This is a genomic window from Microbacterium album, from assembly GCF_014643695.1.
Lineage (GTDB): Bacteria > Actinomycetota > Actinomycetes > Actinomycetales > Microbacteriaceae > Microbacterium > Microbacterium album.
This window is the reverse complement of record NZ_BMJY01000017.1, coordinates 15865-31234: the sequence shown is the minus strand read 5'-3', so window position 1 is coordinate 31234 and position 15370 is coordinate 15865. Positions and strand designations below refer to the sequence as shown.

The 15370-nt window shown below is 72.9% G+C and carries 11 protein-coding genes; 3 read left to right on the top strand and 8 right to left on the bottom strand.

Annotation, left to right across the window (positions count from 1 at the left end):
* Nucleotides 1–16: 16 nt before the first annotated feature.
* From IEX37_RS13855 to IEX37_RS13845, 3 genes are read right to left on the bottom strand one after another with little or no spacing between them, the layout of a single operon-like run.
* On the bottom strand, nt 17–1180 hold the full coding sequence (locus IEX37_RS13855) for a thiolase family protein (protein ID WP_188756877.1): 1164 nt from the start codon (nt 1178–1180) through the stop codon (nt 17–19).
* A 28-nt stretch (nt 1181–1208) separates the two neighbouring features.
* Nucleotides 1209–1847: a 3-oxoacid CoA-transferase subunit B gene (locus tag IEX37_RS13850; RefSeq protein ID WP_188756876.1), complete on the bottom strand. Its 639-nt coding sequence runs from the start codon at nt 1845–1847 to the stop codon at nt 1209–1211.
* Nucleotides 1844–2641 (bottom strand): 3-oxoacid CoA-transferase subunit A, encoded by a 798-nt coding sequence (locus tag IEX37_RS13845; protein WP_188756875.1) that lies wholly within the window; start codon nt 2639–2641, stop codon nt 1844–1846. Before IEX37_RS13845 ends, IEX37_RS13850 begins: the two co-directional genes overlap by 4 nt.
* A 153-nt stretch (nt 2642–2794) precedes the next feature.
* On the opposite strand from IEX37_RS13845, the gene IEX37_RS13840 reads away from it, so the two are divergent.
* A complete protein-coding gene (locus IEX37_RS13840; RefSeq protein WP_188756874.1) occupies nt 2795–3607 on the top strand; it encodes an SDR family oxidoreductase in 813 nt (270 codons plus the stop codon).
* A gap of 25 nt (nt 3608–3632) precedes the next feature.
* Here the strand turns inward: IEX37_RS13840 and IEX37_RS13835 are convergent, their stop codons facing one another.
* Nucleotides 3633–4745, bottom strand: a complete 1113-nt coding sequence (locus IEX37_RS13835; protein WP_188756899.1) for an alcohol dehydrogenase catalytic domain-containing protein — start codon at nt 4743–4745, stop codon at nt 3633–3635.
* 137 nt (nt 4746–4882) lie between these two features.
* Here IEX37_RS13835 and IEX37_RS13830 point away from each other — a divergent pair, with 137 nt between their 5' ends.
* Both IEX37_RS13830 and IEX37_RS13825 read left to right on the top strand, forming a co-directional pair.
* The gene (locus IEX37_RS13830) at nt 4883–6592 is read left to right on the top strand and encodes a helix-turn-helix domain-containing protein (protein ID WP_188756873.1); all 1710 of its coding nucleotides are present in this window, start codon (nt 4883–4885) and stop codon (nt 6590–6592) included.
* 230 nt (nt 6593–6822) lie between these two features.
* On the top strand, nt 6823–7545 hold the full coding sequence (locus tag IEX37_RS13825; RefSeq protein ID WP_188756872.1) for a Pr6Pr family membrane protein: 723 nt from the start codon (nt 6823–6825) through the stop codon (nt 7543–7545).
* Between the two features lie 50 nt (nt 7546–7595).
* Here IEX37_RS13825 and IEX37_RS13820 read toward each other — a convergent pair whose 3' ends face one another.
* The 4 genes from IEX37_RS13820 to IEX37_RS13805 form a co-directional block, all read right to left on the bottom strand.
* Nucleotides 7596–12557, bottom strand: a complete 4962-nt coding sequence (locus tag IEX37_RS13820; RefSeq protein ID WP_188756871.1) for an ExeM/NucH family extracellular endonuclease — start codon at nt 12555–12557, stop codon at nt 7596–7598.
* Nucleotides 12558–12727: 170 nt separating this feature from the next.
* Nucleotides 12728–14158, bottom strand: a complete 1431-nt coding sequence (locus IEX37_RS13815; RefSeq protein WP_188756870.1) for a flavin monoamine oxidase family protein — start codon at nt 14156–14158, stop codon at nt 12728–12730.
* Nucleotides 14159–14234: 76 nt separating this feature from the next.
* On the bottom strand, nt 14235–15002 hold the full coding sequence (locus IEX37_RS13810) for a M56 family metallopeptidase (RefSeq protein WP_188756869.1): 768 nt from the start codon (nt 15000–15002) through the stop codon (nt 14235–14237).
* Nucleotides 15003–15007: 5 nt separating this feature from the next.
* Nucleotides 15008–15370, bottom strand: coding sequence for a BlaI/MecI/CopY family transcriptional regulator (locus tag IEX37_RS13805; protein WP_188756898.1), 363 nt, complete (start codon nt 15368–15370; stop codon nt 15008–15010).

The following is a 15370-nucleotide window of genomic DNA, read 5'->3' as shown; positions in this document are numbered from 1 at the left end:
ACATGGACTGGCGGGATCACCGCTCGAGCACGACGGCGAGCCCCTGGCCCACGCCGATGCACAGCGTGGCGACGGCCACGCCGCCGCCCCGGCGCTTCAGCTCCTGGGCGGCGTGGCCGATGATGCGGCCGCCGGATGCGCCCAGCGGGTGCCCGATCGCGAGCGCGCCGCCGTGGATGTTGACCTTCTCGGGGTCGATGTCCCACTGCCGGATGCACGCCAGGCTCTGCGACGCGAACGCCTCGTTGAGCTCGACGAAGTCCACGTCGGCCCACGTCTTGCCGGCGCGCTTGAGCGCCTTGTTGGCGGCCTCCACGGGCGCGACGCCGAAGACGTCGGGCTCGTTGCCGTGCACGCCCCGGCCCGCGATTCGCGCGAGCGGCTCGACGTCGAGGGCACCCTCGGCACCCAGCAGAACGGCGGAGGCGCCGTCGTTGATCGACGAGGAGTTGCCCGCCGTCACGGTGCCGTCCTTGGCGAACAGCGCCTTGAGCGTCGCGAGCTTCTCGACCGTGCTGCCGTCGCGGATCCCCTCGTCCCGGGCCAGCTCGTGCCCCTCCACCTGGACGATCTCGGCGTCGTACATGCCGTCGGCCCACGCCTTGGCCGCGAGCTCGTGGCTGCGCACGGCGAAGGCGTCCTGGTCGTGGCGCGAGATGTCGTAGATCGCGGCGAGCTTCTCGGCGCTCTCCCCGTTGGAGATCGTCCACTCCACCGGGAGGGCCTTGTTCGTCATTCGCCAGCCGATCGAGGTGTTCCACATCGTCTGGTTGCCGACGGCGGGCCACGGCTTGGGCGACTTCTCGACCACGTACGGGGCACGGCTCATCGACTCCACGCCGCCGGTCATGACGATCCGGTTGTCGCCGGCCTCGATCGCGCGCGAGCCCTGGATGACCGCCTCGACGGACGACCCGCACAGCCGGTTGACCGTCGTGCCGGGCACCGAGACGGGGAAGCCGGCCAGCAGCGCGGCGAATCGGGCGACGTTGCGGTTGTCCTCTCCGGCCTGGTTGGCGTCGCCGAAGATGACATCCTCGATGCGCTCGGGGTCCAGGCCCGTGCGCTCGACGGCGGCCTTCATGACCACCGCGGCGAGGTCGTCGGGCCGCACGCCCGACAGCGCGCCCGCCGCCCGCCCGAACGGCGTGCGGACGGCGTCGTAGATGAATGCACTCATGTTCGTCCTCCGGTTCAGTCCTGCTGCGTCAGCCCTGCAGCTTCAGGCCCGTGAGCTCCTCGAGCCCCTCGACCGTGTTGTCGCCGAACAGCTCGCGCACGCGGAAGCCGCCGTCCGCGACGTCGAACACGGCGTGATCGGTGTACACGCGGGTGACGCAGCCGACGCCAGTGAGGGGGTACGTGCACTCCGCGACGAGCTTCGACTCGCCCTGCTTGGTCAGCAGATCCGTCATGACGAAGACCTGCTTGGCGCCGATGGCCAGGTCCATCGCGCCGCCGACCGCGGGGATCGCGCCGGGGGCGCCGGTCGACCAGTTGGCCAGGTCTCCCGTCTGCGACACCTGGAAGGCCCCGAGCACGCACACGTCGAGGTGGCCGCCGCGCATCATCGCGAAGGAGTCGGCGTGGTGGAAGTAGGCCGCACCGGGCTGTGCCGTGACGGGCTGCTTGCCGGCGTTGATGAGATCGGGGTCGATCCTGTCGGCGGGGGGCGCCTCGCCCATCCCGAGCAGGCCGTTCTCGGTGTGCAGGATGATCTCCTGGTCGTCGGGGAGGAAGTTCGCGACGAGCGTGGGGGCGCCGATGCCGAGGTTCACGTACGAGCCCTCGGCGATGTCGGCGGCGATGCGCGCCGCGAGGTCGTTGCGGCTGATCCGGGTGGTCACTGCTGTCCCTCCTTGCTGTCCTTCTGCGCGGCATCCGTCTGCGCGGCCGGGCCGGCGTCGTCGGCGGCCTCCAGCGGACGGCCCTCGATGTCGACGCCGCCGACGAACTCGCCGTCCTTCAGCCAGCGGCGCTCACCCACGGCGACCACGCGGTCGACGAAGATCCCGGGGGTGACCACGGTCTCCGGATCCAGCGAGCCCAGCTCGACGGTCTGGTCGACCTGGACGATCGTCGTCGTGGCGGCGGTCGCCATGATGGGCCCGAAGTTCCGAGCAGTCTCCCGGAAGACGAGGTTGCCCCAGCGGTCGGCCTTGAGCGCGCTGACGAGCGCGAAATCCGCCTTGATGGGGTACTCGAGCACGTAGCGACGGCCGTCGATCTCGCGCTCCTCCTTGCCCTCCGCCAGCTGCGTGCCGACGCCGGTGGGCGAGAAGAACGCGCCGATGCCCGCGCCCGCCGCGCGAATCCGCTCGGCCAGATTGCCCTGCGGCACGAGCTCGAGCTCGATCTCACCGGCGCGGTACAGGCCGTCGAACACCCACGAGTCGGACTGCCGGGGGAACGAGCAGATGATCTTGCGCACGCGCCCCGCGGCGAGCAGCGCCGCGAGCCCGGTGTCGCCGTTGCCCGCGTTGTTGTTCACGATGGTCAGGTCACCCGCGCCCTGCGCGATGAGCGCGTCGATCAGTTCGACGGGCTGGCCCGCGCGGCCGAACCCTCCGATCATGATCGTCGCGCCGTCCTCGATCCCGGCCACGGCGTCCTCGACGCTCGCGACGGTCTTGTCGATCATCCGGCCTCCTCGCTGGCATGTTCGCAGTGCGAACGTGTGTGCGTATCGCGAATAATCCTACGTGCGTCCTTCGCCGGGCACAACGCCATCGCTCCCGGCCACGCGATGTCAAGGCGGTTCCGGGCACCGGCCCCAAACGGGTGGAATGCCGGCATGAGCACCGAACCAGGAACGTTCCAGCCCCAGACCGCGATCGTGACCGCGTCGGACTCCGGGATGGGCAGAGCGACGGCCGTCGCGCTCGCCCGCGCCGGGATGGACATCGGCGTGACGTGGCACACCGACGAGGAGGGCGCGCGGGAGACGGCGCGCCTGGTCGAGGCCGAGGGCCGCCGCGCGGTGGTGACCCGCCTCGACGTGACCGACATCCCCGCGTGCGGCGACGTGATCGACCGTCTCGCCGAGGATCTCGGCGGCGTCGACGTGTTCATCAACAACGCCGGCACGGGAGAGAGCGTGCCGTTCCTCGAGGTCGACCTCGAAGGCTGGCGCCGCGTGGTCTCGACCGACCTCGAGGGCGCGTTCGTCGTCATGCAGCGCGCCGCGCGGCGCATGGTGCAGGCGGGACGGGGCGGCCGCATCGTCGGCGTCACCAGCGTGCACGAGCACCAGCCGAAGGTCGGATCCTCGGCGTACGACGCCGCCAAGCACGGCCTCGGGGGCCTGCTCAAGACCATGGCGATCGAGCTCGCCGAGCACGGGATCACCGTGAACGCGGTCGCGCCCGGTCTCATCGCGACGCCCATGACCGGCATCGAGGCCGAGGAGGCCACCGACACCCGCCGCCCCGGGATCCCGATCGGGCGTCCCGGCGTGCCAGAGGAGGTCGCCGCGGTGATCGCGTTCCTCTCCTCGCCCGCCGCGTCATACGTCACCGGCGCGAGCTGGCCGGTCGACGGCGGGATGTTGCAGATGGGCCCGATGGCGGGGGCGAGCCTCGAGAGCGACGACTGGCGCCGCGTCTGATCCGCCGCCGGCGGTCCGGTCGACGTCAGTCGGCGTCGAAGAGGATGACCTGGCGCACGGCGCGCCCGTCGGCCAGCTCGTCCATCGCCTCGTTGATCTCGTGGAGCGAGATGGTGCGGCTGATGAGCCGGTCGACCGGCAGGCGGCCCGCGCGCCACCACTCGGCGAAACGAGGGATGTCGCGAGCGGGCACGGACGAGCCCAGATAGCTGCCGATGATCGTGCGCGCCTCGCCCGTGATGCGCAGCGGCGAGATCGAGGCGCGCGCCGCGGGGTCCGGCAGGCCCACGGTCACGGTCCGGCCGCCCGGGCGCGTGGCCTCGAACGCCGTCTCGAAAGCCCGCGGATGCCCCGCGCACTCCATGACGTGCGTGGCGGTAATGCCCTGCTCGGCGACCTCGGCCGGCGTGTAGGCGGCGGACGCGCCGAGCTCGCGCGCGAGTTCCAGCTTCTGGGGCACGTTGTCCACGGCGATGACGTCTCCCTTGCCCTCCGCGATCGCCGCGAGGAGAGCGGCCATGCCGACGCCGCCGAGGCCCACGACCATGATGCTGTCGCCCTCCTCGGGCTGCACGGCGTTGAGGAGGGCGCCGCCGCCCGTGAGCACGGCGCATCCGAGCACGGCGGCGACGGCAGGAGGGACGTCGCCGTCGACGGGCACGAGCGAGGCGCGGTCGACCACCGCGTGGGTCGCGAAGCCGGAGACGCCCAGGTGGTGGAAGAGCTGCTCGCCGTCCCGCGAGAGCAGTCGCGAGCCGTGCAGGAGCGTCCCGGCGCTGTTCGCGGCGGTCCCCGGGATGCAGGGCAGGCGGCCGCCGGTCGCGCACCCCTCGCAGTCCTCGCACCGGGGCAGAAACGCCATGACGACGCGACGGCCGGGCTCGAGGTCGCGCACCGCGTCGCCCGCCGCCACCACGCGGCCCGCGGCCTCGTGCCCGAGGAGCATGGGCACGGGGCGCACCCGGTTGCCGTCGACCACCGAAAGATCGGAGTGGCACAGACCCGCGGCCTCGATCCTGACGAGGACCTCGGTCGGACCCGGCTCGCCCAGTTCCAGCTCGCCGACGCTGATGGGGCGCGACCGGGCGTAGGGACGGCTCCGCCCGATCTCCTCGAGCACCGCTCCGGTGATCCGCATCATGCTCCTCTCGTACCGGCGCAAGCGCGAGCCGGGACGCGTCGCGGCCCGGCTCGTTCCGGGGCGTAAACGAACGTAGTGATGCGCCCCCTTCTCCGCCTACGTCCTCGAGAACACTGATGGTGCATGATTGTGTGATGGAGCACACTCCCGCGAGCGCCGACGGAGGCACGGCGCGCGCACGACCTCGCGGGGAGCTGCTGCAGGTGCTCCTCGACACCGCGACCGACATCACCGCGCTGCGCGATGTGGAGGCGGTGCTCCAGGCGATTGTCCGGCGCACGCGCGTCCTGCTGGGCACCGACATGGCCTACCTGAGCCTCACGGACGTCGAGCGGGGCGAGACCTACATCCGGCAGTCGGAGGGTGTTGCGACGAGCGCGTACCGCACGCTGCGGCAGCCCCTCGGGACAGGCGTACTGGGGCAGGTCGCCGGCGGCCTCGCCCCCTACCAGACGGCCGACTACCTGCGGGATCCCGCCCTGATCCACGTCCCCGAGATCGATGAGATCGTGCGCGCGGAGGGCGTCCGCGCCATCATGGGCGTACCGCTGACGGTCGCGGGACGGGCGCTCGGTGCGCTCGTCGTCGCGGAGCGGCGGGCGCGCACGTTCACGCCCGAGGAGATCACGGCGGTCGACTCGCTCGGCAAACACGCGGCGGTCGCCCTCGACAACTCGATGCGCTTCGAAGCGCTGGAGCGCCTGGCCGAGGACCTCGTCCGGCAGCAGCAGCGCAGCGCCGAGGACCTGGCGTTGATCACGCGCGTGCTCGAGCTCGACGACCGCCTCATGGACGCGGTCATGGTGACGCCCGACGTGGACCGGGTGCTCGCCGTCGGCCAGAGCGCGCTCGCGTGCGGCCTGCGCCTGCTCGATCCGGACGGGGCCCTCCTGAGCGCGGCGTCGCCGCCGGAGCCGCGGGACGATCCCAGCGCGGGCGAGGATCCCGCCGAGGCCGCTCCCCCGGCCTCGGTGGCCGTGATGGCGGGGGGCGAGCGGCTGGGCTCGCTCGTGGCGGATCGAGAGCTCGACGCGCCGGCGCTCGCGCTGCTCGAGCGCGTCGCGGTTCACGCCGCCCTCGCGATGCTGTTCGCGCGCGCCGAGGAGGACGCCGACCTGCGTCTGCAGTCGGAGGTGCTGGACGACCTGCTGGAGCGCCAGGACGTCCCGCGCGAGCGGCTGGAGCGCCGGCTGCAGCGGTGGGGCCTGCAGCCGGGCGAGCCGCTGTGGGCCATCGCGATCGAGGCTCCCGAGGCCGACCGACGGCGCCGCCTCCAGGCGGTGCGCGGCCTGGGCACCCGCTCCGTCATGATGGCGACGCACCACGACCACCTGTGCCTGGTCACGGCCGATCCGCACTGGGAGCGGCCGCTGCGAGCCCTGTTCTCGACGCGGGGATGGCGGCTGCGCGCGGGTCTCGGCGGCCCCGTCGACGACGTCCGGAACCTGGGAGACGCTCACCGCCGCGCCGAGCTCGCCCTCGGGTCGCTCGCCGCGCTCGGGCGCGACGGCGTGCTCGACGGCGCGGAGCTCGGCCTGCTCGGCGCGCTGCTGGACCTCGCCCGGCGCGGCGATCTGCCGCAGAGTCTCACGGCAGCGGTCGATCCCCTGCGCGACTATGACCGCGCCCGCGACGCGGAGCTGACGCGCACGGCCTACCTCTACCTCGAGAGCGACGGCAACGTGGCGCGCGTCGCCGACGTGCTGCACCTGCACCGCAACACGGTCCGCCAGCGGCTCGAGCGCATCGGCGCACTGCTGGGCCCCGGATGGGACGTCTCCCCGCGGCGGCTCGAGACGCATCTCGCGCTGCGAGTGCTGGAGGCGCAGGGCGCCGTGTCGTGACCCTGCGAGCCGCGGACGTCCCGCTCACAGGACGGACGTGACGCCTGATGCCACACGAGGCTGACGAGGTCGCGCGCACGGGAACGCGCCTGCATCCGGGACAGCCGATCCTGTAAGCGGTACGGCGCGCGCCTCGCCGTGGGCGTCAAGTCCTCGAAGGGCGGCGAGCGCCTTCCTAGACTCGTCGAGACGGCGCGACCTCGCGCGCCAGGACGGAGGACGGTCGCGCGGTGACCACGAGAGGGGCGAGGTTCCGCTCGCTGACCGGCCTCCTGCGCCTCGCGGGGGCCGCGCTGTGCGTCATCGCCCTCGTCCACCGGCTGCTGTGGGGCCTGAGCTCGCAGACGATCGCGGGCCAGAACTTCCTCGCATACCTGACGATGCAGTCGAACATCATGTTCGCGGTCGTGTGGGCGATCGCGGGCGTCTCGGCGCTCGTGACGCTCGTCGACAGGCCCTGGATCACCGCGGCGCGCGCCGTCGTGCTGAGCTGGACGACGACCGCCGGGATCGTCTTCGCCTTCCTCGTGTGGCAGGCCGGCGAGCGCGCGATCCGGATCGACGTCCCCTGGTCGGATCAGGTGCTGCACTTCTGGCTGCCGGCCCTCGCGGTGCTGGACTGGGTCTTCGCGCCCGGCCGCATGCGCGCGCCGCGCCGCGTGATCCTGATCGTGATCGCGTACCCGGTGCTGTGGGGCGGCGTCACGATGTGGCGCGGCTCGCTCATCGGCTGGTATCCGTACTACTTCCTCGACCTGCGGCAGGTGTCGGGCCCGCTGGAGTTCCTGCTCACGACGGGCGCCGCGCTGAGCATCTTCCTCGGGGTCGCCGCCGCGCTCGTCTGGGTGAGCCGACGGCGGATCACGGCCGTCGCCGAGTACGCCGCCGCTCGCACCGGCACCACCGCTCGCACCGGCACCGTGGCTGCGCGCAAGCGGGTGCGGCCGGATTGACCGCACCGGGCCCGCCGCGAAGTCGCGACGGGCCCGGTGGGAGCGCCGGCTCAGCTCGCCGTGCGGCGGCGGCGGAGCATCAGGGCCAGGCCGGCGACGAGCATCATGCCGGCGATGGCCGCGGTCCCACCGGCCTCGCCGCCCGTGGTCGCGAGTCGACCGCCGGGGCCCGCCGCGACAGGCGGCACCTCCGCCCACGCCACGAGCTCGGTGCCGTGGAACAGTGCGACGTGGTGGCGTTCGGTGCGCGACAGGCTCGAGATGTCGACCGAGACCGAGCCGCCCTGGACCGTCACGCTGCCGAGCCATGTCGCGCGCGAGTAGCCGTACGCCTCGAGCACCGTGCCGTCGGGCAGATCCAGGCCCCGGAAGATGAGCCGGTCGCCGTCCACCACGGCCGTCACGCGCTTGTCCGCGTGCTCCAGGAGCGCCTCCGTGTCCGCGGGGACGTGGGCGGGGATCCCGCCCGTGCCCGGCAGCCCGTCCGTCGGGGGCAGCTCGCCGCCGGATCCCGGGGGCTGCTCGCCACCCGCGGGCGGCTGCTCGCCCCCGCCCGGGGGCTGCTCGCCGGGCGCCGCGGTGACCTCGAGCGGGACGCGCACGACGGTGCCCGACGGGCTCGCCGTGACCGTCAGGGTGTGCGCGCCCACCGAGACGCCCTCCGGGAGGCGCGTCGCGATCGTCGCGGTGCCCGCGGTGACGGGGAAGGAGCCGAGCGCATGCTCGCCCAGGGCGACCTCCACCTCGGTGTTCGCGGGAGAGCCGAGGCTCGTCAGGTCCAGTCCCGTCACCTCGAAGGCGACCGTCCCGCCCTGCGCGACGGGTCCGGGCAGGGCCGGGACCACCGCGCGGGTGCGGGCGAAGCTGGGGCTCAGGGGCGAGTTCTCGGTGATGTAGGCGATCCACGCGTCCCGATCGACCAGGCCCGAGTCGCTCGGGTCCGCCCCTTCCGTGAAAATGCGGAAGTTGTCGCCGCCCGTGGCGAGGAACGAGAACGTGGCGATGCGGATCTCCTCGTCCGGCTGCACGAGCCGGCCGTCGATGTAGATCGCGGCGACGTTGTCGCCGGGCGTCGCGTTGCCGTCCGCCGTCTTCGCGACCCAGGTGACGTTGTCCGACAGGCCCAGCGCCAGGTACGGGCGCGAGGGTCGCGTGCCGTCGGGCGCGGTCTGCCACTGCTGCTCGAGCAGCGTCTTGAGCTGGCTGCCCGTGAGAGTGACGGTCCACAGGTTGTTGACGAACGGCAGCACCTGGTTCGCTTCGGCGTAGGTGATCACGCCGTCCTCGCCGTAGTAGAGCTCGTCGCGCAGGCCGCCCGGGTTCACGACGCCGATCTGCGCGCCGCCGAGGCGCTCCTCGGTGAGCGTGTCGCGCAGCGCGTTGGCCACGAGATTCCCGAGCGTCGACTCGGAGGCGCGGTCGTCGCGGGCGCTGCCGGCGAACGCCGTCGTGATGTCCGCCGTCACGGATCCGATCGGCTGCCCGCCGATGACCTCCGCGTAGGCGAGCGCCTCGTCGACGATCGCCTTCACCTCGGCCAGCACAGGGCTCGCGGCGATCTCCTCATCCGTCGGCACGTCGCCGCGCTCGACGTTGTCGATCTCGTACGCGACGACCTCGTGCGTCTCGGGGTCGATCACGAGCGTCGTGTGGCCGACGAACTCGCCGTAGCTGCCCGTCTGGAGGATGGGCCGCGTGCGGTCGGTGCCCGGGATGGGAGCGTCCCACGCGTACTGCTTGTGCGTGTGGCCGGTCAGGAACGCCGCGACGCGCGGGTCGGTGTCGAGCACGAGCGACGCGAACGGTCCCCCGGCGGCGAGCTCCTCCTCGATCGTCGAGCCGTCGGGCGTGCCGGCACCCGCTCCGTCGTGCGCCAGCACGACCACGATGTCGGCCTCGCCGTTCGACGGGTCGCCGTCGAGCAGCTCGTCCGTGACGCGGTTGATGGCCGTCACGGGATCGCCGAACTCGATGTCCTCGATTCCGGCGGGGGTGACGAGCGAGGGCGTCTCCTCGGTCACGACGCCCACGAAGCCGACGTCGACGCCCGCGATCTCGATGACGTCGTACTCCGGCAGCGCGGGGTTCGTCGTGCCCTTCTCGTAGACGTTCGCGCCCAGGATGCTGAAGTCCGAAGCCTCCATGACGCGACCGATCAGGTCGTCGTATCCGAGGTCGAACTCGTGGTTGCCGACCGCGGAGGCCTGCAGGCCGAGGGCGTTGAGCACGTCCATCGTCGGCTGGTCGTCCTGTACCGCGGAGACGAACGGCGACGCGCCGATGTTGTCGCCCGCCGATACGAAGGCCGTCGCCCCCGGGTTCTGCGCCCGGAGGTCCTCGACCGTCTTGGCGAACGCGAGGGTGTCGTCCTCCGCGATGCGGCCGTGGAAGTCGTTGATGTTGATCAGGTTCAGCTCGATGAGCCGGGGCTCGAGCTCCAGTCCCACGACGACAGGGTTGTGGTCGCTGGACCGGTACGGGGACTCGTCGTAGAACAGCGTGCCGTGGTAGTTGAACCGGCTGTACTCGAGCGCGATGGACTCCTCGGCGTTGATCTCCCAGGCGTCCGCACCCGTCGCCTTCGCGAGGGCGGCCTCGTTCAGCAGGATGTGGTCGAGCGATCCCGACAGTCCGCCGAACGAGTAGGAGAACTGGTTCTCGGCCAGTTCGGTCACCGCGTTGGCGTATCCCGCCTCGGCGAAGACCCGCATGGGGTCCTCGTGCGTGTAGGCGTTGAAGTCGCCCGTGAGCGCGACCGCGTCGCCCTCCTCGGTGATCGACTCGACCCACGCGGTCAGCGCGGTCGCCTGGCGCACGCGCGACGCGTTCCAGGCACCCTGCCCGTCGCCCTGGTCCGCCTCGGCGCCGGAGGCGGACCCGGCGCTCTTCGACTTGAAGTGGTTGACGACGACGAGCACGCTGTCGCCGCCCGCCGCGGGCGCGAAGGCCTGCGCGATGGGCTCGCGCGCGTTCTCGAACGGGCGGCCCGCACCGCTCTCGGTGCCGAGCGCCCGCGACTCGCCCACGGGCGTCACCTTGGCCGGCTGGTAGATGATCGCGTTCGTGATGACGTCCTGGAGCGACACATCCGGCAGCTCGTCCGACGAGGGCACGTACGCCCACTTCTCGAAGCCCGCGGCCTCGTTGAGCGCGGCCACGAGCGCGCCGAGAGCCTCGTCGGCGGCCTCGCCGAGCGCCGCCGAGTTCTCGATCTCGAGCAGCCCCACGACGTCGGCGTCGAGCGCCTCGATCGCGGCGACGATCTTCACCTGCTGGCGCGCGAAGCTCGTCGCGTCCCACGCGCCGCGCGGCCCGGTCGACGAGTTCACCGTGATGCCGTTGCCCGCACGATCGCGATACGCCGTGGGGGTCGGCGTCCAGTCGACGCCGAGCGTCGTGAAGTAGTTGAGCACGTTGAACGTCGCGACCGTGACGTCACCGCCGACCGCCTCGGGGGCGTCCGTGCGGGTGTTCTCGAAGCTCACGGGGGCGGGCTCGCCCGCGACGTGATGCGACGTCGGGTTCAGCTTCCACGCGTTGTTGCGGTAGTCGACGATGACGGGCTCGTCGAACGTGACCGCCGCGCCGACGCGCACCGGCTCCTCGAGCGAGATGTACGGCGGCGTCAGCGACGAGTTGCCCGAGTTCAGGAAGTTGATCGTGCTGCCGTCGTCGAGGACGACCGCGCGGGCCGCGTTGTCGGCGACGACCGCCGCGGCCTCCGCCGAGCCGGCGGGCGCGACGTCGGTGGGCTGCCGCAGCGGCAGGCTGCCCGCGGCCAGACCGACCTCCCCGTACTGGTTCGTCGCATACGTGTTCGTCACGGTGAAGTCGCCCGTCGGCAGGAACAGCATCGACTCGAGCGCCTCGCGCTCGGCGTCCGTCGCCGGCCAGGGTCCCTCGACGGGCGTGACGCTGCCGGTGCCCAGCACGGTCAGCCCCTCCGTGCCGGTGACCGTGATCTCGGTGAGGCCGTGGAACTCGCTCACGGCACCGGTGACGCGCACCAGGTCGCCCACGGCGACGCGTGCCGCGGTCGTCGGGGAGAAGATGAAGATCGCGTCCGAGCGCCCGGGGGTCGCGTCCTCGGCGCCGCCGGAGCCCTCGGTCTGGATCACGTAGCCGTTGAAGCCACCGGTGGGGTACGCGGCGGTGACCACTCCCTCGGTCGTGACCGTGCGGCCGACGAGGGGCGACGCATCGCCGGAGCCCTGGATGTCGGCGATCGGGACGACGGTCGGCTCGCCGGGCGCCGTCGGCTCGGGCGAGACGGTGGGCTCGGGCGAGACGGTGGGCTCGGGCGAGACGGTGGGCTCGGGCGAGACGGTGGGCTCGGGAGAGGCCGTCGGCTCGGGAGAGGGCTCGGGGCCGGGCTCACCGGACGATCCGGAGTTCTCGGGGGTGGGAGCGCCCGCCGTGAAGTCGGCGGCGTTGTCCGCCGTGTTGGTCCGCGCGGCGTCGCGCGAGACCGATGTCGAGTTGCCCGTGCCGGGCGCGGGGCCCGAACCGGCGAAGCGGTTCGCGGCGCCCCAGCCGACGTAGTCGACGACCGTCGCTCCCGCCGGGTCGCCGTCGATCGCGGCGAGGGAGCTCACGAGCGCGACCTTGCCGCCCGTGCCGCTGAGCATCATGGTGCCCTCCTCGTCGGGGGCGGGCAGCTCCGGGAGCCCGACGTTGGTGCCGAACGCCTGTCCCACGAGGTAGGTGCTCTGCGCCGGGATCGTCCCGGTCAGTGCGTGCTGATTGTTGAAGTTGCCCGTCGCGCCGGCGTACTGGAGGGTCCAGCCGGACAGATCGATCGGTTCGTCCGTGGTGTTGTAGAGCTCGATGAAGTCCTGGCGGTAGAGGCCATCGTTGTTGCCGCCCCCGCCGTAGACCTCGTTGATGATGACGGGCGCGTCGGGCGATGCGGCGGCGTGCGCGGGCGCGACGCCGGCGATCGCGCCGGCGATGCCGACCGCGAACGCGGTCAACGCGGCGCCGATGGAGCGGAGCGGGGCCGGTGCGGACATGACGGTCTCCTGATGGCTCATGTGGGTGCTGCCCCGGCGATCCGCCGCGGGCGTTGTCACCCTCCCATCCCGCGAGCCCGCCCCGCGTGTCGCGGAGGTGAACACTCCGTTGCCGGGGGCAGAAGTCCCCATGTCGGCCCGTGTGCGGGTGGCGGGCCCCGGCGACGGGATCAGCCCGGGGTCGCGTCGCGTGCGAAGACCGCGAGGGACGCGAGCGCGCGCTCGAGCACGCCCTCGTCGTCGAGCTCCGCGAGCTCGCGCGCCGCGTCGCCGCCGACGCAACCCACCAGGACGGGCTGCCCCGTGGCGGGTTCCAGATTGATCCAGGTGCGGATCGGCGCATCCCCTCCGACGACGTGCCAGACCGCGGCGGCGCCCGCGGGTGAGCCGGTGTCCCAGAAGGGCTCGTCGAACCGGAGCCACACGTTCTCGGCATCGCCCATCGCGAGCGCCGAGATCGCGCCCCGGTGCGTGAACGGCAGCACGGGCTCGAACTCGATGCCGCCCTCCTTGAGCACGCCGAGGGGCACCGTGAGGACGACGCGATCGACCGACAGCGCCTCCCCCGTGCCGAGGCGGAGGCTCACGCCGGAATCGTCATAGGCGACACCGACGACGGCCGTCGAGCGCGCGACCTGCAGCCCCTCCAGCGGCATCCCCGCGAGCGCTGTCAGGTCGCCCGTCGCAGCAGCGAGCGGTCCGCCCGGGAGCGGCGGCGCGAACCAGCTCGAGAGCTCTTCCGCGTCCGCACCCGACACCGCGGCGATCGCCGCGAGCACGGCCGCAAGCGCGGGATCCTCGGGGTCGGCGCCCGCTTCCGCCAGCGCGTCGGCGAGCGAGGCGTCGGCCGGCTCGAGCGCCGCGTGCTCCAGCACCTCGCGCACACGGTCGATCGAGGGCACGTCGGTCTCCCCCTCGTCCGACGCGGCCGCCTGCCCCTCGAGCTCGACCGAGCCGAGCCCCAGCGTGGCCAGCCTCGCGGAGATCTCGGAATCGGCGTCCGTCAGCAACCAGGGCCCCAGCTGTGGCAGCACGGCCTCGTCCAGGTCATCCTCGCCGGCCCACGCCTCGTCGGGGACGGTCTGCACGCGCCCGCCGACGCGGTCCCGCGCCTCGACCACGGTCACCTCGTACCCCGCGTCCGCCAGGCGCCGCGCCGCTGTCGCTCCCGCGAGCCCCGCCCCGACGACGGCGATGCGCTCGCCCTCGTCGGCGACCGCGATGACGTCCCGGGCGACGCGCTGTCCCGAGTGATACGCGCCGCGCAGCGTGCCGGGCGCCTCCGCGTCTACGGCTTCGCCCGCGAAGAACACCCGCTCCCCCACCGGCTCGCCGAGCGCATCACGATCGGCGGGAGACGCTCCGGGAGGCGTGAAGCTCATGGCGCCGCGGCTGAAGGGGTCCGTCGCCCACGCGCTGCGCACGAACGCCGCAGGCGTCGGCACGCCCCCGGTGGGCGTCGGCGTGCCCAGGCCGCCCGTCGGGGAGGGCGCGGGAGAGGACGTCCGCGGCGGCGCGGGCTCGCCCGTGCACGACGCGAGCAGCACTGCGACGGCGCTCGCCCCGGCGCCGACGAGGAAGGTGCGACGCGTGGTCCTCATCGTTTCGCCACCCTATCCCGGCCATGGCCGTGCGTCACGGTGCGGCGCGGCCCGCGCCGCCACTGCCTGAGGCTCCTCACCCGGCACGGCCCAGGCGCAGGAAGCGATCACGGTGACGATCGCGGCGCGACGACGCGTGGGCGGCCGGACCCGTCGCGCCCGCCACACTGAGGATGGCGCGCGCGAGGACCTCGTCGGGCTGGCTGCGCCGCGCGCTGTCGTCGGCGCGCATCTCCACCAGCGCCGCGACCTCCGACTCCGCGCGCGCCGCGATCGGGAACCAGGGCAGCGCCTCCCGCCACGCCTTGAACGCGACGAGCAGCACCTCGTGCCGCTCCTCCACGTGCGCGCGCTCGTGGGCTATGACGGCCGCGAGCTCGTCCGCGTCGAGGCGGTCCAGCAGGCCCTGCGACAGGACCGTGACGGATCCGATGCCCCGCGGGAGGCAGTAGGCGACGGGCGCCGCGTCGTCCAGGACGCGCGTCGCCTCGCGCGTGGGGTGCGGGGAGGACAGCAGCTGCAGCAGCGCCAGGTGACGGCGCCGCTGACGTTCGAAGGCGACCACCGTCCGCACGAGGTGCACGAGCAGGTAGCAGGCCAGGGCCGCCGCGGGCAGCGCGGCCAGGAGCGGCCGACCCGGAAGCAGGACCAGTCCGAACAGCCACAGCGCGCCGATCATGGACAGTCCGCCGGCGATGGCGATGAGCTGCCACAGCACGAGCGCGGTCGCCGGCGCGCGGGCGGGCCAGGCGGCGCGCGACAGCAGGATCGGCACGGGCCACGCGAGCGCCACCGCCACAGCGGTCAGCGCGATGGCCTCCGCCGCCAGCGCCGGAGCGCCCACGTCGGTCAGACCGCGCCGGCGAGGAGTCGGCGCAGCACCTCGGCGTCCTCGGCGGACACGCCGCCCACGAAGCGCGCGAGCACCGCGCTGCGGTCGCCGGCGTCCCCCAGCACCTCGTGCATCAACTCGGCGACGTGGTCGACGCGGCTCGCCGTCGCCTGATAGCGGTGCGGCCGGGCCGAGCGGTCCGACGAGACGAAGCCCTTCTTCTCCAGGCGCGAGAGCACGGTCAGCAGGGTCGTGGCCGCGAGCTGGCGCGCCTGCACGCGTTCGAGGTGCTCCTGCACGTCGTATGCGGTGAGGGCCACGGCGTCCGCATCCCACAGCACGTCCATGACCGCCCGTTCGAGCTCTCCGAGGCTGCCCAC

Excerpts from the sequence above, each read along its gene's own strand:
- IEX37_RS13855 (WP_188756877.1), bottom strand. The coding sequence starts at position 1,180 with ATGAGTGCATTCATCTACGACGCCGTCCGCACGCCGTTCGGGCGGGCG.
- IEX37_RS13845 (WP_188756875.1), bottom strand. The coding sequence starts at position 2,641 with ATGATCGACAAGACCGTCGCGAGCGTCGAGGACGCCGTGGCCGGGATC.
- IEX37_RS13840 (WP_188756874.1), top strand. The coding sequence starts at position 2,795 with ATGAGCACCGAACCAGGAACGTTCCAGCCCCAGACCGCGATCGTGACC.
- IEX37_RS13835 (WP_188756899.1), bottom strand. The coding sequence starts at position 4,745 with ATGCGGATCACCGGAGCGGTGCTCGAGGAGATCGGGCGGAGCCGTCCC.
- IEX37_RS13830 (WP_188756873.1), top strand. The coding sequence starts at position 4,883 with ATGGAGCACACTCCCGCGAGCGCCGACGGAGGCACGGCGCGCGCACGA.
- IEX37_RS13820 (WP_188756871.1), bottom strand. The coding sequence starts at position 12,557 with ATGTCCGCACCGGCCCCGCTCCGCTCCATCGGCGCCGCGTTGACCGCG.
- IEX37_RS13815 (WP_188756870.1), bottom strand. The coding sequence starts at position 14,158 with ATGAGGACCACGCGTCGCACCTTCCTCGTCGGCGCCGGGGCGAGCGCC.